Below are 16,781 nucleotides of genomic sequence, written 5' to 3'. Positions count from 1 at the left end.
GACACCAACACCATGACAGATTCCACCGCAGAAATCGACGATGCCGACGATGCAGCCGACGCCGACGAATCGCCCGCTCAGGAATCGCCCGCCGACGCCGTGGAGGCCGCGCTCCGAGAGGTCCGGGACCCGGACGCCGGCGTGAGCGCGTTCGAGGCCGGCCTCGTCGAGGACGTGACGGTCGCGGACGGGACCGCGACTGTCACCGCGGACCTGCGGGAGTTCCCGCGGGACGCCGCCGAACGCGTGTCGGCCGCCATGGTGCGCGCGGCCTCCGACGCGCCGGGCGTCTCGAACGCGCGCGTCGAGCAGGCCGATCCCAGCCCGGACCTCGACGGGCGGTCGTCGGGGATCGAGACCGCGGACCGAGTGATCGCGGTCGCGAGCACGAAGGGCGGCGTCGGGAAGACGACGGTCGCGACGACGCTGGCCTGCGCGCTCGCGGCGCGTCGGGGCGGCGGTCGGGCGTCACCCTCTGTCGGCCTCTTCGACGCCGACATCTACGGCCCGAACGTCCCGGAGGTGCTCGGCGCGAGCGGCCCCGTCTACAGCGACGACGAGGGGAATCCCGTCCCGGTCGACGTCGGCGGGCTAGAGGTGATGAGCGTGGCGCTGCTCTCGGACGGCGGCCCGCTCGCGTGGCGGGGCGCGATGGCGCACGACGCGCTCTCGGACCTGTTCGAGACGACCGCGTGGAGCGACCCGGACACCGTCGTCGTCGACATGCCGCCGGGGACCGGCGACGTGGCGCTGACGACCCTCCAAGAGGTGCCGGTCGACGGGGTCGTCCTCGTCACCACGCCGTTCCACGCGGCGGTCTCCGACACCGGGCGCGCGCTGGAGCTGTTCGAGGGGAACGACGTGCCCGTCCTCGGCGTCGTCTCGAACATGGGCGAGTTCGTCTGCGGCGAGTGCGGCGCGCCCCACGACCTCTTCGGCGGTGACGATCCGATCGAGGCGCTCGACCTGCCGGTCCTCGCGGAGCTCCCGTTCGACCCGGAGCTGCAGTCGACGCCGGCGCCGAGGGCCGACGCGCTCCCCGAACACGCAGACGAACTGGCCGCCGCCGTCGACGAGCGCTACGAGGCGGTCTGGTCGGTCGAGCCGCCCGAAGACGCCGTCGACCTGCGCGGACTCGACCCGGAGACCCGCAAAGAGCGCGTCGCAGCGCGGTTCCGCGGCCTCGGCTCGGGCGAGGAGTGTCTCATCGTGAGCGACCGCGACCCCGCGCCGGTCAGGGGGTTCCTGCTCGGTCTGGCCGACGCCGAGGAGCTCCCGAGTTTCCGCGTCAAGCGGCAGAACCCGGAGACGTGGTTCGCGCGGGCGACGCGGCCGTAATCAGATTACAAATCCCGCTAGAGGGGACCCTATCGCCTCAGCGGTTCCGATCGATCCACTCACAGGTCGACGGGGCCCCGCCGCCGTTTTCCACCGCCTCGACGACAGCCTCGAGGTTGTCAAGGGCGGTGTCCCTGCTCTCACCCTGTGCCGTCACCTCGGCGCGGAGGTCTCGAGCCGTCCACTGCCCGTCCGGATTCTCGATCAGTCTGATATCTCGGGTGAGAGAGTCCGAGTCTCGCGGATCAGCTCGGGCCATAGCTAGCCGCACCTCGTCAAGACGTTAAAATGGTTCGGGGCGATCGCTCTTTCGGGGCGTGAGTCCGTCGATCCTTATAAATCGCGCCACGCGCCGAGGAACCGCTGAACCGCGGTGAGGTGGCCGACGGCCGCGAACAGCGCGAGCAGGAGGCCGACGACGTTCAGGCCGGCGACGACCGGCGCCGAGTAGACGGCGGCGACGAGGCCGACGACCCCCATCAGTGCGAGCCGGTCGGCGCGTCCGAGCAGGCCGCCGTACTCGCGGCCGATGCCGACCGCCTGGATCTGGGTGCCCATGTACGAGGTCATCAGGACGCCGGTCACCGCGACGAAGCCGAGCGCGTACGCCCCGATCCCGACGGTGAAGCCGGCGATCACCGCGATGTCGGCGTAGCGGTCGAGGACGTGGTCGAGCAGGTCGCCGCCGTCGGAGGCGACCTCGAGGTGCCGCGCGAGCGCGCCGTCGACGATGTCGAGCCAGCCGTTGAGCAGGACGCAGACCGCCCCGAGTATATAAAAGACGGGCTCGCCGACCGCGAACGCCCCGGCGGCGGCGACCGCGGCGACGAACGCGAGGACGCTCACCTGATCGGGCGAGAGCCCGATCTTGGCCGCGGCGCGTACCCACGGTCCGAGGAGGCGGTCCGCGACGGAACGGTACTGGTCGAGGGTCATCTATCGATCCGACCGTCGCGGCGGACTCATATATATTCGATGAAGTCGACGGTCCCCGCGCTCGGCTCGCGGTCGCCCTCGATCGCGGCGCGGATCGCGTCGGCCACGGCCGCCGGATCGCGGTCGGTGGTGTCGATCTCGTAGACGTTCTCGATGCCGTGTTCGGCGACCGCCTCCGAGAGGATCACGTCGAGGGCCTCGCTCTCACCATTTTCCTCGGCGGTCGCGTCCGACTCCCCCCGCTCGCGGAGCCGCGCCTCGATCGTCTCGGGGTGACACCGGAGAACGATCACGCGGTCGGCGTCGAACCGGTGCGCGAGGTGGGAGTCGAGCACGCCCGACCAGTCGCCGAGGTGCTCGCGGACCGCGTCGAGGTCGGCGACGAGCGTGTCGCGGTCGGCGTCGCGCTCGGTCCAGAGGTCGTCGTCTTCTTTTATAAGATCGTTGAGGTGGATCACGTCGTACTCGTCGGCGAGGAGGTCGGTCGCCGTCGACTTGCCGGTGCCGGGAGTGCCGGTGACCGCGACGCGGATCGGCGGGGAGTCCGAGCCGGATCGATCTGCACCGCTCACGCCCGGACACCCAGCCCGAGGTCGGCGAGCGTCTCGTTGAGCCTATCGACGGCCTCGCGGGTCCCCTCGCGCGTGCCGGTCGAGATCCGGACGTGGTTCGGGAGCCCGAACGAGGTGCAGTCGCGGATTATCACGCCGCGCTCCTGGGCCGCCTCGGCGACCCGCTCCGCGTCGCCGACCTCGGCGAGCACGAAGTTCCCGGCCGACTCGACGGTCGGGGCGTCCAGCTCGGCCGCGATGTACTCGCGCGCCCAGCGCGCCGTCTCGACCGACTCCGCGACGTGGTCCTCGTCGTCGAGGGCGGCGAGCGCGGCTCGACACGCGAGTTCGTTCGCCGCGAACGGGGTGTTGACGCGGGCGTACGCCTCGCCCCACGCCTCCGGGACGACGCTGTACCCGATCCGGAGCCCGGCGAGGCCGTACGCCTTCGAGAAGGTGCGGAGCACCGCCACGTCGTCGCGCTCGTCGACCAGCGGGATCGCGCTGTCGACCGCGGCGAACTCGCCGTACGCCTCGTCGACGACGACGAGCGTCTCCTCGGCGGTCGCGTCCGCGATCGCCCGCACCTCGTCGAGCGGCATCACCGACCCCGAGGGGTTGTGCGGCGAGGTGAGGTAGACGATCCGCTCGCCGCCGTAGGCGGTCAGCACCGTCTCGGCGTCCTGCGCGAAGCCGTCGTCCGGCGAGAGCGCGTACTCCGAGACCTCGCCGTGGTGGTACCGGGCGGACATCGCGTAGTAGGCGAAGCCGGGCTCCGGGACGAGGACCTCGTCGCCGGGTTCCAACGCGGCCCGCGAGAGGTAGTCGATCGAGCCGTCGGCGCCGGGAGAGACCCACACCTGCTCGGTCGACACGTCCCACTTCTTGGCCAGCTTCGCGGTGAGGTCGGTATGCGAGGACTTCGGGTAGGCGCTCACGCGGTCGGCGTGCTCCCGGATCGCCTCGACGGCCGCCGGGCTCGGGCCGTGCGGGTTCTCGTTCGAGGAGAGCTTGATGAGGTCGTCGGGGTCGATCCCGCGCTCGCGGGCGACCTCCTCGACGCCCCGACCCGGCACGTACGGCGAGTGATCGGAGAGATCCCGTGGTTGCATGCGCGTGAATCCGGGCGGGGCGCTCTTAAGAGTGGCCGAACCGGTCGTTCACCGGAAACGCGGTGTGGGACCGGGCGGCACGGCGGAGGGTGAAACGAAGTCGGTCGAGCGGTGCGGACGGCGTCAGGGGACCCGCACGTCGTGTTCGAGCGTCCCGACGCCCTCGACCTCCACCTCGACGGTGTCGCCGTCCGAGAGGGCGCCGACGCCCTCGGGCGTGCCGGTCGAGATCACGTCGCCCGGCTCCAAGGTGAGGTAGGTCGTGATCTCTTCGATCAGCGTCGGCACGTCGAACATGAGGTGCGAGCGGTCGCTCGACTGCTTCGTCTCGCCGTTGACCCGGAGTTCGACGCTCGCGTCGGCGGGGACCTCGTCGGGGGTCGCGAGCACGGGGCCGAGCGGCGCGGCGCCGTCGAACGCCTTGCCCCGCACCCAGTTCTGCTCGCGGTTCTGGTCGTCGCGGTTCGACACGTCGTTCATGCAGGTGAAGCCGGCGACGACGTCCATCGCGTCGGCGGCGTCGACCGACTTGCACTGCTCGCCGATGACGACCGCGATCTCGGCCTCCCAGTCGATCCGGTCTTTCCCCGCGGGGACCGCGATCTCGTCGCCGTGGCTCGCCAGCGCGTTCGGCGGTTTCAAGAAGAGGAGCGGTCGGTCCGGCACCTCGTTGTCGAGCTCGGCGGCGTGGTCCGCGTAGTTGCGGCCGATACAGACGATCTTGGTCGGCTCCGCGGGCGGGAGCACGTCGATCGCGGGGTCGTCGAGGGCGTACGCCTCGCCCGCGAAGGCGACGGTGTCGGTCTCGGGGTCGTACGTCCCCTCGCGGATCGAGCCGGCCGGGTCGCGGAACCGTGCGTGGTGCATGTCTCTCGGATCGGGCGGCCGCCCGAAAAGCGTTCCCGGAGAGGCAAGCGGGACGGGGCTATCGGTCCCGTTCGACCGCGGGATCGGCGTCAGATTCGACCGCGGGATCGGCGTCGGCGTCGGTGTCAAGGTCGGAGTCGGTATCGAGGTCGGCATGAGGCTCGGAATCGGCGCCGACTTGAAACTCCGACGTGGAGTCCGGTCCCGCGCTCCCCCCGTCGAACACCTCTCGCCGGGCGCAGTCGACGCAGTAGTGATTGTGGCGAATCGAATGCGTCCGAACCGGGAAGCCGGCGACGACCGTCTCGTCGCGGCGCCGCCTGACGAGCCCGCGCTCGATGCGCTCGCCGCAGACGACGCAGGGCTCGTCGACGGACTCGGGCGGGCGAATCACCCGGTGATCCACCGTCTTCCGACGGCCGAACGTCGAGATCCCGTGCCGGCGGTCGAGGCGCCGCTGGACGGCCGGAACCATGCCGAGGCTGAGCAGGGCGAACGCGATTCCGACCAGCGCGACGGGCGGCGAGCCGCTCGTCGCCCTGATGGCCGTGATCCAACCGCCGATCAGCAACAGCAGCCCGGTCAGGAGGTACGCGGAGACGGTCTCCACCCGTCCGCCGGCCTCGCGACTCGACGGGGCGCGCGCGGGCGTCGCGTCGCCGCGGACGAGCCGACGCCGTTCGGCCAGCTTGGAGTAGTGCCACCAGCCGTACAGCAGGTTCCCGACGCCGCCGGTGATGAACAGTAGGAGGACGTGGACGCCGACGGATCCGACCCCCCTGTCGACGAGGACGACGCGGTCGCCGTCGTCCCGCTCGATCTCCCACCCGGCGTCGAGGTGGTCCTGAACGCGGCGGCGGAAGGCGCGGTCGCTCTCTCGCGGAGGCGGTGTCGGGCCGGACGGGGACCGGCTCTCCCCGCTCGATCGGCCGGACGCGGTCGCGGTCGACTCGCCGCCCGACCGCGCCCCACCGCAGTTCGAACAGAACCGGTCGCCGCACTCGGGGCAGTACGCGGGGGCGGACGGGTCGCCGAGGTCGGCGCCACACTCCGGACAGAAGTTCGTCTCGGACGCGACCGCCCGACCGCACTCGCGACACCGATCGGTCGGCGGGACGGCGTTCCGCTCGGAGGGCATCGGCAGACGGTTCGGGCGGCGGGCGGTTAACTCCTCTCCCGCCCCTCACGATCGGCGCAGCCGGATCGACACGTCGTTGCCGCCGAGGTCGCTCGCGCCGAAGGAGAGCTCCCCGCCGAACGTCTCGACGGTCAGCTCCGTGAGCCAGAGACCGAGCCCGCTGCCGTGGTGTGTCGGCGTGATCTCCGACCCGTCGAGGATCACGTCCCGCTCGGCGGCCGGGATCCGCGGCCCGTCGTCTTCGACGTGGATCGCGACCCACTCGCCGGACGCCGCGTCCGGGGGGTTCTCGGCGCCTCCGATCCGGAGCCGAACCCGCGGCTCCGAGCGCGGGTTGTGTTCGATCGCGTTGTCGACGAGGCTGTCGATCGCGTATCTGAGGCGGCTGTCGGCCATCACCGAGCCGACGTCGGAGACCTCGACTTCGAGCGCGGCGCTCGGCGCCCGCCCTCGGTGGTCGTCGACGACGGATCGAACTATCGGCTCGGGGTCGATGTCGGTCGCCTCGTCCGTCGGATGCTCGAGGACGCGACGGATGTGGCCGGCCTCCTCGGCCAGCCGCTCGAGCTCGTGGGCGGCCCGCTCGATCGTCGCCGCCACGTCGGTCGTCTCGCTGCCCTGATCGTCCAGTTCGGCCAAGAGCCGCGTCGTGTGCCCGGCGACGATGTTGGCGTTGTTCCGGAGGTTGTGCCGCAGGACCCGGTTCAACACCTCCAGGCGGCGCTCGTTCCGGGACACCTCGGTGAGGTCCGTGTAGACGGCGAAACCGCCGTCGAGGTCACCCTCGCCGCCCTCACCGCCCTCGCTCACGGCGTACGGAACCCCGCGGTACAAGAACTCGCGGAGTCCGGTGGCGGTCTCGCGAGTCACCTGCCGGTAGTTGACCTCGCCGGAGGCGGTGTTCGCGTCCAGGTCCTCCGCCTCCGCGAGCTTCCAGTCGGGGACGACCCACTCGTTGAGCGACTCGCCGCGTATCTCGTCGGCCTCGTAGCCGAAGACGTCCACGAACGCCCTGTTGACACCGACGACGACGGGTTCGCCGTCGACGAGACCGAACTCGACGACCGCGTCCTGAACGTGCTCGATGAGGTGACGATACCGGTCGCTCACCGGCTCGCCGTCGACGCGTCCGTCGACGGTCTCACGCGCCATGTCGAGGCTCCACTGTCACGGAGTCCGTAGGCCGATTCCGCTGTTAAGCGTGTAGTCGCGGGAAGATATTGCGATCGATCTCGATAGAACTGATCGTTCGCCGAAAACAGCCGGCAGAAAGGGGACGGACCGGGGACATCGGCCGCCTTCTTGTCGCGTCGCTCGCGGATCCGACTTCTCACCGCGTCGCTTCCGGATCCGCGGCGTCGGCTTTTATTACGACTCGATGAGACGTACAAGCCGTATCATGGAACTCACTTGGCACGGCCACTCGACGTGGCACGTCGTCGTCGACGACACGGAACTCCTGATCGATCCGTACTTCGACAACCCGAAGACCGACGTCGACCCGGAGGAGCTCGATCCGGACTACCTCCTCCTGACCCACGGACACGCGGACCACATCGCCGACGCGGACCGGTACGAGGGCGCGACGGTGGTCGCCACCCCGGAGCTGACGGGCTACATTCAGGACACCTTCGGCCACGACGAGGCCGTCGGCGGGATGGGGATGAACATCGGCGGCACCGCCGAGTGCGGCGACGCGTGGGTGACGATGGTTCGCGCGGACCACTCGAACGGGATCGACACCGGTTACGGCACCTCCGCCGGGATGCCGGCCGGGTTCGTGATCGGCGACAAGAAGCCGACCCAGGAGTCCGACGCCGACTGCACGACGTTCTACCACGCGGGCGACACCGGACTGATGTCCGAGATGGTCGACGTGATCGCACCGTACCTCGAGCCCGACGCCGCCGCGCTCCCCGCGGGGGACCACTTCACCATGGGCCCCGCCGGGGCCGGCATCGCCGCCGACTGGGTAGGTGCCGACGTGGTGTTCCCGATGCATTACGACACGTTCCCGCCGATCGAGATCGAGACGCAGGAGTTCGTCAACGAGGTGAAGGCGGCCGGCGCCGCGGCCGAACCGGTCGTCCTCGAGGGCGACGAGACGTACGTGCTGGAGTAGAGACCGACCGGGGCAGCCGCGATCGCAGCGGGCGTCGTCGCTCGATACGCCCCGTCTCGCGCCCCCGACGTTCCGATGCCGATAACCTTTATCCCCGCGAGACCGAATCGAAGAACGACCATGGCAGACATCGAGACATCCACCGTTTCCGAGGAGGGCTACGCCTGCACGAGTCAGGTCGGCGAGTTCGACCTGCAGATCGACGCGACCGACGAGACCGGGCCGAACCCGAACGCCGCGCTCGTCGCCACGTACGCCTCCTGTTACCTCCCCGCGTTCCGCGTCGGCGGGAGCCAGCGCGGCGAGGAGGAGCTCGGCAAGGTCCAGATCGACGCGAGCGCGGAGCTCGATGACGACGACGACCTCGAGGCCATCGCCTTCGACGTCCACGTCGAGGCCGACCTCGACGACGAGACCGCGGCCGACATCGCCGAGCGCGCCGAGGGCATCTGTCACGTCCACAGCGCGCTGCGCGACGAGCTCCACGCCGACGTCAGCGTCTACCCGGGCGCGTTCTGAGCCGCGGCGTAAGCGCGTCGACGATCCGACGGTTCACCCGTTTTTTCGCGCCGACCCACCCGATTCGAGAGGCCTGGGACCGTCGTCGACAAGCGGATCGTCAGCACCGTTCGACGCCCGTGAACTCGAAGCGAGCGCCGCCCTCCTCCCCCTCCGTCAGCGTCACCTCCCAGCCGTGGGCCTCCGCGATGCGCTCGACGATGGCGAGCCCGAAGCCGGTCCCCGACTCGGAGGTCGTGCGGCCGCTCTCGAACACCTCGTCGCGCCGGTCCTCGGGGATCCCCGGCCCGTCGTCCTCGACGTAGAACCCCTCGGGGAGGTCGCCGACGACGACGCGGTCCCCGCCGTGTTCGGCCGCGTTCCGGAAGAGGTTCTGAAGCAGGCGCTTGAGCCGGCCGGGGTCCGCCAGCACGTCGCCCTCGGTCTCGACGACGACCGCCGCCGAATCGCCCGGTCCGTCTCCGGAGCCTCCCCCGTCGGTTCCGCCGTCCCGTTCGATCGAGCCGAACACGTCGTTCGCGTGGCGGGTCGCCAGCTCGCCGAGCGGGACGGGGTCGACCGACCCCACGGCGTCGCCCTGCCGGGCGAGGGTGAGCACGTCGTCGATCAGCCGCTCCATCTCGTCGAGCGCGGACTCACAGCGCTCGAAGTACGACTCCTCTCCCGTCTCCCGGGCGAGACGGAGGTAGCCGGAGAGCACGTTGAGCGGGTTCCGGAGGTCGTGCGAGACGATCGAGGCGAACTCGTCGAGCCGCTCGTTCTCGCGTTCGATCCGGCGCTCGTACGCCTTCCGCTCCGAGATGTCGCGGCTGGTGGCGAGGAACCGGTCTTCGCCCTGCACGTCGACCCGCCGGACCTGTACCTCGACCGGCAGCGTCGTGCCGTCGGCCCGTCGGAAGGCCGTCTCTATCCGACGCGTCTCGCCCATCTCGATGCCCTGCCAGAGGTCGGTCCCCTCCGTCGGGCCCAGCTCCGCGTCGATCTCCCACACGTCCATCCCCACGAGCTCCTCGCGGTCGTAGCCGAGCTCGGCCGCCATCACCGGGTTCGCGTCCACGATCTCGCCCGCCTCGTCGTGGATATCGATCATGTCCGGCGAGTCCTCGTAGAGGGCCTCCAGCCGGGCCGAGGTGCGTTCGAGCTCCCGCTGGCGCCGGCGCTCCTCGGTCACGTCGCGGGTGATACCGAGCACGCCGTCGAACTCGCCGTCGATGACGAGCCGCCGCAGCGAAAAGTCGATGATCGCGTCGGACCGCTCGGGGATGTCGAGCTCGACGGTCCCCGACAGCGTCTCGCGGTCGCCCGCGACCAGCGCCGCGAACGGGTCGCCCTCGCGGGTCTCCCGGAGCCGCCGTAACAGGGGGCTCCGCCGACCGACGAGCTCCTCGCGGCTCGCGTCGTACACCTCTGCGATCCGGTCGTTGACGACCGAGAACCGCCCCTCGGCGTCGTACAGGGCCACGGAGTTGGGAAGCTCGTCGACGAGCCGTCGGTACCGCTCCAAATCGCGTTCGCGCTCCTTCTCCTCGGTCACGTCGATGTGGATCCCGACGGCGCGGACCGGCGCTCCGTCCTCGTCGCGCTCGACGACGCGCCCGCGGTCGCGGATCCACTTCCAGTCGCCCCCCTTCGTCTCCATCCGGTGGTCGTACTGGTAGTACTCCGTCTCGCCGGCGAAGTGCGCCTCCAGCGCCGCCCACACCTCGCCGAGGTCGTCGGGGTGAACGCGCTCCTCCCACTCCGAGAGCTCGAAGGCGATCTCGGACTGGTCGTACCCCAACATGCCGGCCCACCGCTCGTCGAACCGCACCTCGTCGGTCGTGAGGTCCCAGTCCCAGACCCCGACGTCGGCACCCTCGACCGCGAGCCGGAACCGCTCTGAGAGCTCGCGGAGCTCGCGCTCGCGCTCGCGCTGCTCGGTCACGTCGCGGAAGTACACCGACAGCCCGGTGTCGGAGGGATAGGCGTCGATCGCGAGTTCGAGGTCGGGGGCGTCGAAGCGGAACTCGAAGGCGGTCGGCTCCCCGGTCGCCATCGCCTCGCGGAACCGCTCCTCGATCTCGGTCCCGCGAAGCGTCTCGAACCGGTCCCAGATCCGCTCGCCGAGCAGGTCCCCGACGTCGCGGTCGAGCAGCGTCGCCGCCCGCTCGTTGAGGTACGTGAGCCGCCAGGAGTCGTCGAGGGCGCAGAACGCGTCCGTCATCCGATCGAGGTGTTCGGTCACCCGGCGCTCGGTGTGCGACCGAGACACGGCGCGGTCGACGCGGGACGCGAGCGTCGCGTAGGGGTCGTCGGTACCGGCGGAGTCGGTCTCACCGCCGTCGCCCACCGGGAGGTACTCGTCGACACCCGCGGCGACCGCCTCGCTCGCGATCGCCTCCGATCCGCGGGCCGTGAACAGCAGGAAGGGGAGGTCGCGGTCGCGGTCGCGGACGGCGCGGAGGAACTCGACGCCGTCCATCTCGGGGAGGTCGTAGCCGCTGACGACGCAGTCGACCTCGCCGGCGTCGACGAGGTCAAGCCCCTCGGCGGCGTCGGCGGCCAGCGTCACGTCGATCCGGTCGGCGCGGTTTTCGATGGCCGCGGCCGCGCGGTCTCCGACGTCCGGCCGGTCGGCGACGAGGAGCACCCGCGCCGGCTCGGACCGCCCGTCCGCCGCGAGCGCGTCCGACCGGCGTTCGTCCCGTTCCGTCATCTGTCTGCGTGTCGGCTCTCCGACATGGTAACTATTTTCATTTCACCTGTCAGGTCGCGTCGTCACGCCGACGCGTACGCGACGACGGCGCTCGACGCGGCGTACCCGATCGCCGCCATGATCGCCCCCGCGACGAGCGCGACCGCGAACTCCCGGGCGACCGCGAACGCGAGCAGGAACCCGGCCATACCGACCGCGTTCGCGCACAGCAGCCGGAGCGTTCGGTAGGACGGCTCTCGGGGAGACATACGTTGTCTAGGAGGGTTCGAAACAAAAAGCCACGAGTCGGCGGCAGGTCGGGGGTCGCCGGCGAGGCGCCCGCGGTCGACCGCAACGTGTGGCGGTTTCGGGCAGCGACGGGGGACGGTTTCGGGCAGCGACGGGGGACGGTTTAGGGCGGATGCCGGGGCCACCCGCCCCATGCGACGGCGAGACGATCCGATAGAGCGGCGACGCCCGACGAACCGGCGGCGGTACCCGACGAACCGGCGGCGGCAGTCGAGCGACCGCGAGCGGTCTCGTCCACCTCGCGGATCCGGCCGTTCCCGGAGCGGTCTCGCGTCTCGGAGCGCGGCGTCGCCGCTGGCGGTTCCGGGAGCGACGCTCGTCGCGCTGACGGCCGTCACCGCTCTCGCGGTGGCGCGGGCGGCGCGCTGGCCCATCCGGGAGTGGTCGCTCGCGCTCGCGGCGCTCGTCGCCGTCGGCGGGTGCCTGCTTGGGACGGTCGGCGTCGCGCACGTCGCGGCCGGACTCGCCGCGAGGCGCGTCGGTGCGGGTCGGTGAGTCGCCGGCGGCGACGACCCCGCGGAACGGTTTTGGGGACGGCGACGGAAGGAGCGCGTATGGTCGCGATGGAATCCGACTCGGAGCTCGACCGGGGCGACGCCGCGCCGGCGTTCGAGCTGCCGGGCACCGACGGCGAGACGCACACGCTCGACTCGTTCGACGCGGACGCCCTGCTCGTGGTGTTCACCTGCAACCACTGTCCGTACGCGCAGGCGAAGTTCGACCTCCTCAACGAGCTGGCGGCCGAGTACGACGACCTGGCCGTCGTGGGGATCAACCCGAACGACGCCGAGGAGTACCCCGACGACTCCTTCGAGGCGATGCGCGAGCGCGTCGCCGACGGGACGATCGCGTACGACGCGTACCTCCGCGACGAGACCGGCGAGGTCGCGGACGCGTACGGCGCCGTCTGTACCCCCGACCCGTTCCTGTTCGGTCGCGACGGCGACGACTTCCGACTCCGGTACCACGGCCGGCTCGACGACGCGCTGAACCCCGACGACGAGCCGACCGAGTTCTACGTCCGGGACGCCGTCGACGCGGTGCTCGCGGGCGACGAAGTCGAGGTCCCGGACCGCCCCTCGCGCGGCTGTTCGATCAAGTGGCCGGAGGAGTGAGAGCCGGGCAAGCGAGAACCGGCCGGATTCAACCCGAGCGAGAGCGCGCGACGAGGCTTTTTCAAGATGTCGTTTTTTTTAAGATGTCGGGCGGCGGCCTCGGCGCCGGGACCGGGCCCGAGGGTTTGAAGCCTATTTATAAACGGCCAACCGCGTCGACCCCCAGAATGCGATCCTACAAGTCGGTTCGACGGCGAACGGGCCCATGGCACGCGTCACGGTCTGGAACGAGTACCGCCACGAGCGCGAGAACGACGCCGTCGCAGAGGTGTATCCCGACGGGATCCACGCGGTCGTCGCCGACGCCCTCCGCGAGGGCGGCCACGAGGTCCGCACCGCGACCCTCGACGAGGGGCCGGAGCACGGGCTCTCCGAGGCCGTCTTGGACGACACCGACGTGCTCACGTGGTGGGGTCACGCCGCTCACGACGAAGTGCGCGACGAGGTCGTCGATCGGGTCCACGAGCGCGTCCTCGACGGGATGGGCCTGTTGGTGCTCCACTCCGCGCACTACTCGAAGATTTTTAAGCGGTTGATGGGCACCAGCTGCTCGCTCAAGTGGCGGGAGGCCGCCGAGACCGAGCGGCTGTGGGCCGTCGAACCCGGGCACCCGATCGCCGACGGGGTCGGCGAGTACATCGAGCTCGACGAGACGGAGATGTACGGCGAGCGGTTCGACATCCCGGCACCGGACGCGCTCGTGTTCAACTCCTGGTTCGCCGGCGGCGAGGTGTTCCGCTCCGGCTGCTGTTACCACCGGGGAGACGGGCGGGTGTTCTACTTCCGTCCCGGCCACGAGACGTACCCGATCTACTACGACGACGACGTGCGGCGGGTGCTCCGGAACGCCGTCGAGTGGGCGGAGCCGGGCGACGGGCCGACGCCCGACTTCGGTAACGCCGACCCGATCGAGGAGATCGACACCGACGACGACCGGACGGTCCACTGAGCAGGAGATTCAGCGGGCGAGTTCCGCCGGCCGGACGGGGTCGAGCCCGCGCCGGTCCAGTTCGGCCTCGATCTCGTCGAGCCGGGGCGAAACGACGCTCGGGTCGTGGCTGTCGGTACCGACGCTCACTCGGAGCCCGGCGTCGACGAGCCGGTCGAGGAAGGCGGGCGCCGGATGGAACTCGCCGTAGTCGTCGAGGAGCCGCCCGGCGTTGATCTCCGGGACGGTCTCAGAGTCCCGGAACGCCTCTGCGACCGCCGCGTAGTGGTCCTCGGTCGCGAACCCGCGGAGGTGGGGGTTGCGCTCGATCAGGTCCGGGTGCGCGGCGATCGCGAACAGCCCCGAGTCGACGAGCCCGACCAGCTTCTCGAAGTAGCGGTCGACCAGCGCCCGCCGTTCGTCGGCCGGTTTGTCGGCGAAGTGCGAGCGCGCGTGGACGTTCGCGCCGTCGAGCTCGTGGACGCTCCCGATCGCGTAGTCGAACCCCGCCTCGGCGAGGAAGTCGGCGATCGCTCCCTCGTGGTCGGGGTCGTAGTCCATCTCCACGGCGTCGAACACGTCGACGTCGACGCCGGGGTCCGCACGGAGCCGCTCGATCGCCTCGCGCCGCCGCTCGTAGGTGAGATCGAGGTTGAAGCCGAGCGCGCGCTTGAACCGCTCCGCGCTCGGGTCGGGCGAGACGTTGCAGTGGTCGGCGATCCCCACCCCGTCGATCCCCGCGTCGGCGGCGGCGTCCACCATCCGACGGAGGAACGCCCCGTCCGAGTAGTTCGAATGGACGTGGTAGTCGTGCACACCCCGATTTCGTCCCGGACCGACTCGTAGTTTCGGGTCGGGTGCGAACTCGTCTCACGGCCCGCCGGCCGCCACCTCGCGTCGGTCCACGCCGGGCCGCCGCTCCCTCGTCAGTACCCCGTTCCGAGCGCCCAGTTCGCGACGAGCACGGCGAACGTGACCCCGAACAGGGCCGCCAGGATCGCGAAGGAAATCCCCCAGCCGAACAGGTCGGCGGCGAGCCCGACGCCGAACGAGCCCGCGGAGCCGATCACGGTATACACCGTGCGAACGAGCCCGAACCCGGCGCCCCGCTCCGCGTCGCCGAGCGCGTCCATGAACCGCGGGTCGATCGCCGAGAAGAAGCTCGCGCCGGTGCCGGCCAAAAGCACCGCGACGGCGACGCCGGCGACTCCGGGGCCGACGACGAACGCGGCGATGCCGACCGTGCCCGCGAGCATCGCCCCGCCGATGGCGGCGTCGCGGCTCACGCTGTCGGAGAACCGACCGAGCCCCACCTGCGCGACGGCGCGGACGACGAAGAACGCGGAGAAGACGCCGGCGGCGCCCGACGGCGAGTACCCGCGGAAATCGACGAGGAACGTCGGGAGAAACGACATCACGCCCTGCACGACGTACGTGCCGACCATCGCGACGAACAGGGGGAGGAGGACGCTCGGGCGCGAGAGGAGTTCGACCAGGGGCGCGAGCGCGAACCGCTCCCGCATCGGCTGATCGGGGCGCCGGGGTTCGGTCGGGCGGACGCGCCACGCGAACAGCAGGAACACCGGCGCGCCGACCAGCGCGGCCAGCGCGACCGCGGGTCGCCAGCCGAGCCGGACGCCGACCCACGCGGCGGCGACGGGCGCCGCGAGCCCGGCGAGCGGCCCGCCCACGGAGTGGAGCCCGAACGCCGTCCCGATGTCGTCGAAGGTCCGGGAGAGCAGCGTCGTCGCCACGGCGTAGTGGAGCCCGGCGACGAGCCCCAACAGCACCGCCGCCAGCACGAACGCGGGGAAGACGGGCGCGAGCGCGAGCACGACGCTCATCGCCGTCGTCCCCCCGACGGCGACGAGGATGACGCGCCGCTCCCCGTACCGGTCCGCGAGCACGCCGCTGGGGAACTGGGCGGCGCCGTACGCCAGCCACATCCCGGAGAGCGCGACACCGATGGCGGTGTTCGACACCGCGAAGTCCTCGACGATCAGCGGGACGACGGGGCTGATCGCCAGTCTGGCGAAGTAGGTGACGAGGAACGCGAGCATACACAGCGACAGCACCGTGTGGCGGTACCGCCAGCTCATCCGACGGTCACGGCGAGTCGTCGGTCCGGTCCGCGGTCAACGCTTTCGGTTCCGGACGACGCCGCGGCCGGGGGTCACTCCCCGTGCGAATCGGCGCGGTCGGGGCCGTCGGATGCGCGCGCTCGCAATCGGTCCGCGATCGCGGCGCCCGCGGTCTCGGGATCCGGCTCCGCGACGCTGACGGGGTCGCCGACGGCGACGCGGCCCGGCTCGATCACGTCACAGCAGAGCCCGCCGCGGTCTGTCAGCGCCCCGGCCAGTCCCTCCTCGCCCGCCAGCGCCTCCACGTGCGCGCAGGGCGGTCGCCGGCGAGTCGGTCGGAGGCGCGCGTCGCCGACCGCGACGGTCGCGTCCAGCAGGTCGTCCATCCCGTCGCCGAACCCGTCGACGACGACGTTCCGCCGGTGGCGACCGTCGGAGACGTCGATCCCGGTCTCCTCGCGCACCGCGGCGAGCGCCTCCGCGGCGACGAGCGTGACCGCGCAGGCGTCGAGCTGGAAGGTCCCCTCGCCGAGCCGGTAGCGGTCGCCCGCGACCCCGTCCGGACGGATCTCGACCGCGTCACGCGGCTCGGGCGGAGCGCCGCTCTCGGGGGCGGTGACGAGGGACGCCACGGAACCGCCGGCGGACTCCCCCGTCATCTCGGTCCCCCGAGCAGGGCCGGATCGCCCGGTTTCAGCCACTCGCGGTGCGCGTAGTAGACGACCGCGACCGGCGGCGCGACCAGCGCGACGAGCGCGTACAGCCATTTGAAAAGGCCGAAGTCGGCGACGCCCCGCTCGGCGAGCGAGAGCGCGTCGAGGAGGACCGCCGCGGTCGCGAGCGGCGCGAGGAGGTAGCCGTGCGCGAACCCCACGGCGGCGCCGATAGGGGTGCCGGCCGTCAACAGGGCCCAGTCGAGCGCGTAGAGGAGCGTCCAGCCGCCGGCGGCGACCGCGAGGAAGCGCAGCCACGGCCCGTCGAACCGCCGGTCGTCGGCGTCCGCGCCCGGCCCGGGGTCGGCGCCGTCGGAGAGCGATGCGGGATGAGTGGTCACGACCGATCTGCGGGGCGGACGGTAATCAACGTCCGGG

19 protein-coding genes are annotated in these 16,781 nt (G+C 71.1%); 6 read left to right on the top strand and 13 right to left on the bottom strand.

Going from position 1 to position 16,781, the window contains the following annotated elements; all coding sequences use genetic code 11:
• Nucleotides 1–12: 12 nt before the first annotated feature.
• Nucleotides 13–1,338 (top strand): P-loop NTPase, encoded by a 1,326-nt coding sequence (locus C469_RS01995; RefSeq protein WP_008003378.1) that lies wholly within the window; start codon nucleotides 13–15, stop codon nucleotides 1,336–1,338.
• Nucleotides 1,339–1,375: 37 nt separating this feature from the next.
• On the opposite strand, the gene C469_RS01990 is transcribed toward C469_RS01995, so the two are convergent.
• The 7 genes from C469_RS01990 to C469_RS01960 form a co-directional block, all read right to left on the bottom strand.
• A complete protein-coding gene (locus C469_RS01990; protein ID WP_008003376.1) occupies nucleotides 1,376–1,597 on the bottom strand; it encodes a type II toxin-antitoxin system HicB family antitoxin in 222 nt (73 codons plus the stop codon).
• A 74-nt stretch (nucleotides 1,598–1,671) separates the two neighbouring features.
• Nucleotides 1,672–2,274 carry a CDP-alcohol phosphatidyltransferase family protein gene (locus C469_RS01985; RefSeq protein WP_008003374.1) on the bottom strand — a complete coding sequence of 201 codons (603 nt, stop codon included), beginning with the start codon at nucleotides 2,272–2,274 and terminating at the stop codon, nucleotides 1,672–1,674.
• Nucleotides 2,275–2,300: 26 nt separating this feature from the next.
• Entirely contained in the window at nucleotides 2,301–2,846 is a 546-nt protein-coding gene (locus tag C469_RS01980) for an adenylate kinase family protein (protein WP_008003373.1), read from the bottom strand.
• On the bottom strand, nucleotides 2,843–3,937 hold the full coding sequence (gene hisC, locus C469_RS01975; protein WP_049910921.1) for a histidinol-phosphate transaminase: 1,095 nt from the start codon (nucleotides 3,935–3,937) through the stop codon (nucleotides 2,843–2,845). Before hisC ends, C469_RS01980 begins: the two co-directional genes overlap by 4 nt.
• A 123-nt stretch (nucleotides 3,938–4,060) precedes the next feature.
• Complete coding sequence (locus C469_RS01970) at nucleotides 4,061–4,804, bottom strand: fumarylacetoacetate hydrolase family protein (RefSeq protein WP_008003371.1); 744 nt, start codon at nucleotides 4,802–4,804, stop codon at nucleotides 4,061–4,063.
• 58 nt (nucleotides 4,805–4,862) lie between these two features.
• Nucleotides 4,863–5,942 carry a zinc ribbon domain-containing protein gene (locus C469_RS01965; protein ID WP_008003370.1) on the bottom strand — a complete coding sequence of 360 codons (1,080 nt, stop codon included), beginning with the start codon at nucleotides 5,940–5,942 and terminating at the stop codon, nucleotides 4,863–4,865.
• A gap of 45 nt (nucleotides 5,943–5,987) precedes the next feature.
• Entirely contained in the window at nucleotides 5,988–7,094 is a 1,107-nt protein-coding gene (locus C469_RS01960; protein ID WP_008003369.1) for a sensor histidine kinase, read from the bottom strand.
• Between the two features lie 247 nt (nucleotides 7,095–7,341).
• On the opposite strand from C469_RS01960, the gene C469_RS01955 reads away from it, so the two are divergent.
• Both C469_RS01955 and C469_RS01950 read left to right on the top strand, forming a co-directional pair.
• Nucleotides 7,342–8,064: a metal-dependent hydrolase gene (locus tag C469_RS01955; protein ID WP_008003368.1), complete on the top strand. Its 723-nt coding sequence runs from the start codon at nucleotides 7,342–7,344 to the stop codon at nucleotides 8,062–8,064.
• A 120-nt stretch (nucleotides 8,065–8,184) separates the two neighbouring features.
• On the top strand, nucleotides 8,185–8,583 hold the full coding sequence (locus C469_RS01950; RefSeq protein ID WP_008003367.1) for an OsmC family protein: 399 nt from the start codon (nucleotides 8,185–8,187) through the stop codon (nucleotides 8,581–8,583).
• Between the two features lie 100 nt (nucleotides 8,584–8,683).
• On the opposite strand, the gene C469_RS01945 is transcribed toward C469_RS01950, so the two are convergent.
• Together C469_RS01945 and C469_RS01940 are read right to left on the bottom strand one after the other, a co-directional pair.
• A complete protein-coding gene (locus tag C469_RS01945; RefSeq protein WP_008003365.1) occupies nucleotides 8,684–11,278 on the bottom strand; it encodes a response regulator in 2,595 nt (864 codons plus the stop codon).
• A 62-nt stretch (nucleotides 11,279–11,340) separates the two neighbouring features.
• Nucleotides 11,341–11,526, bottom strand: coding sequence for a hypothetical protein (locus C469_RS01940; RefSeq protein WP_008003363.1), 186 nt, complete (start codon nucleotides 11,524–11,526; stop codon nucleotides 11,341–11,343).
• Between the two features lie 172 nt (nucleotides 11,527–11,698).
• Here C469_RS01940 and C469_RS01935 point away from each other — a divergent pair, with 172 nt between their 5' ends.
• The 3 genes from C469_RS01935 to C469_RS01925 all read left to right on the top strand — a co-directional run bounded on the left by C469_RS01935 (nucleotide 11,699) and on the right by C469_RS01925 (nucleotide 13,630).
• Nucleotides 11,699–12,061 carry a hypothetical protein gene (locus C469_RS01935; protein WP_008003361.1) on the top strand — a complete coding sequence of 121 codons (363 nt, stop codon included), beginning with the start codon at nucleotides 11,699–11,701 and terminating at the stop codon, nucleotides 12,059–12,061.
• Nucleotides 12,062–12,120: 59 nt separating this feature from the next.
• Entirely contained in the window at nucleotides 12,121–12,681 is a 561-nt protein-coding gene (locus C469_RS01930; RefSeq protein ID WP_008003359.1) for a thioredoxin family protein, read from the top strand.
• Between the two features lie 205 nt (nucleotides 12,682–12,886).
• Complete coding sequence (locus C469_RS01925) at nucleotides 12,887–13,630, top strand: ThuA domain-containing protein (RefSeq protein WP_008003357.1); 744 nt, start codon at nucleotides 12,887–12,889, stop codon at nucleotides 13,628–13,630.
• Between the two features lie 9 nt (nucleotides 13,631–13,639).
• Here the strand turns inward: C469_RS01925 and C469_RS01920 are convergent, their stop codons facing one another.
• From C469_RS01920 to C469_RS01905, 4 genes are all read right to left on the bottom strand, one after another.
• Nucleotides 13,640–14,425 carry a PHP domain-containing protein gene (locus tag C469_RS01920; protein ID WP_008003355.1) on the bottom strand — a complete coding sequence of 262 codons (786 nt, stop codon included), beginning with the start codon at nucleotides 14,423–14,425 and terminating at the stop codon, nucleotides 13,640–13,642.
• Between the two features lie 110 nt (nucleotides 14,426–14,535).
• Nucleotides 14,536–15,708 carry an MFS transporter gene (locus C469_RS01915; RefSeq protein WP_008003353.1) on the bottom strand — a complete coding sequence of 391 codons (1,173 nt, stop codon included), beginning with the start codon at nucleotides 15,706–15,708 and terminating at the stop codon, nucleotides 14,536–14,538.
• A 74-nt stretch (nucleotides 15,709–15,782) separates the two neighbouring features.
• Entirely contained in the window at nucleotides 15,783–16,349 is a 567-nt protein-coding gene (locus tag C469_RS01910; RefSeq protein WP_008003351.1) for an MOSC domain-containing protein, read from the bottom strand.
• On the bottom strand, nucleotides 16,346–16,744 hold the full coding sequence (locus C469_RS01905) for a hypothetical protein (protein WP_008003349.1): 399 nt from the start codon (nucleotides 16,742–16,744) through the stop codon (nucleotides 16,346–16,348). The genes C469_RS01910 and C469_RS01905 overlap by 4 nt, the downstream gene beginning before the upstream one ends.
• Nucleotides 16,745–16,781 lie beyond the last annotated feature (37 nt).

The sequence above is a fragment of the Halorubrum lipolyticum DSM 21995 genome (genome assembly GCF_000337375.1).
In the GTDB taxonomy this organism is placed as follows: domain Archaea; phylum Halobacteriota; class Halobacteria; order Halobacteriales; family Haloferacaceae; genus Halorubrum; species Halorubrum lipolyticum.
Note: the sequence above shows the minus strand (reverse complement) of the source record. Positions and strands in the feature narration are given on the sequence as shown.

Coding starts and splice junctions, on each gene's coding strand:
- C469_RS01995 (WP_008003378.1), top strand. CDS start 13: ATGACAGATTCCACCGCAGAAATCGACGATGCCGACGATGCAGCCGAC.
- C469_RS01990 (WP_008003376.1), bottom strand. CDS start 1,597: ATGGCCCGAGCTGATCCGCGAGACTCGGACTCTCTCACCCGAGATATC.
- C469_RS01985 (WP_008003374.1), bottom strand. CDS start 2,274: ATGACCCTCGACCAGTACCGTTCCGTCGCGGACCGCCTCCTCGGACCG.
- hisC (WP_049910921.1), bottom strand. CDS start 3,937: ATGCAACCACGGGATCTCTCCGATCACTCGCCGTACGTGCCGGGTCGG.
- C469_RS01970 (WP_008003371.1), bottom strand. CDS start 4,804: ATGCACCACGCACGGTTCCGCGACCCGGCCGGCTCGATCCGCGAGGGG.
- C469_RS01965 (WP_008003370.1), bottom strand. CDS start 5,942: ATGCCCTCCGAGCGGAACGCCGTCCCGCCGACCGATCGGTGTCGCGAG.
- C469_RS01960 (WP_008003369.1), bottom strand. CDS start 7,094: ATGGCGCGTGAGACCGTCGACGGACGCGTCGACGGCGAGCCGGTGAGC.
- C469_RS01955 (WP_008003368.1), top strand. CDS start 7,342: ATGGAACTCACTTGGCACGGCCACTCGACGTGGCACGTCGTCGTCGAC.
- C469_RS01950 (WP_008003367.1), top strand. CDS start 8,185: ATGGCAGACATCGAGACATCCACCGTTTCCGAGGAGGGCTACGCCTGC.
- C469_RS01945 (WP_008003365.1), bottom strand. CDS start 11,278: ATGACGGAACGGGACGAACGCCGGTCGGACGCGCTCGCGGCGGACGGG.
- C469_RS01940 (WP_008003363.1), bottom strand. CDS start 11,526: ATGTCTCCCCGAGAGCCGTCCTACCGAACGCTCCGGCTGCTGTGCGCG.
- C469_RS01935 (WP_008003361.1), top strand. CDS start 11,699: ATGCGACGGCGAGACGATCCGATAGAGCGGCGACGCCCGACGAACCGG.
- C469_RS01930 (WP_008003359.1), top strand. CDS start 12,121: ATGGTCGCGATGGAATCCGACTCGGAGCTCGACCGGGGCGACGCCGCG.
- C469_RS01925 (WP_008003357.1), top strand. CDS start 12,887: ATGGCACGCGTCACGGTCTGGAACGAGTACCGCCACGAGCGCGAGAAC.
- C469_RS01915 (WP_008003353.1), bottom strand. CDS start 15,708: ATGAGCTGGCGGTACCGCCACACGGTGCTGTCGCTGTGTATGCTCGCG.
- C469_RS01910 (WP_008003351.1), bottom strand. CDS start 16,349: ATGACGGGGGAGTCCGCCGGCGGTTCCGTGGCGTCCCTCGTCACCGCC.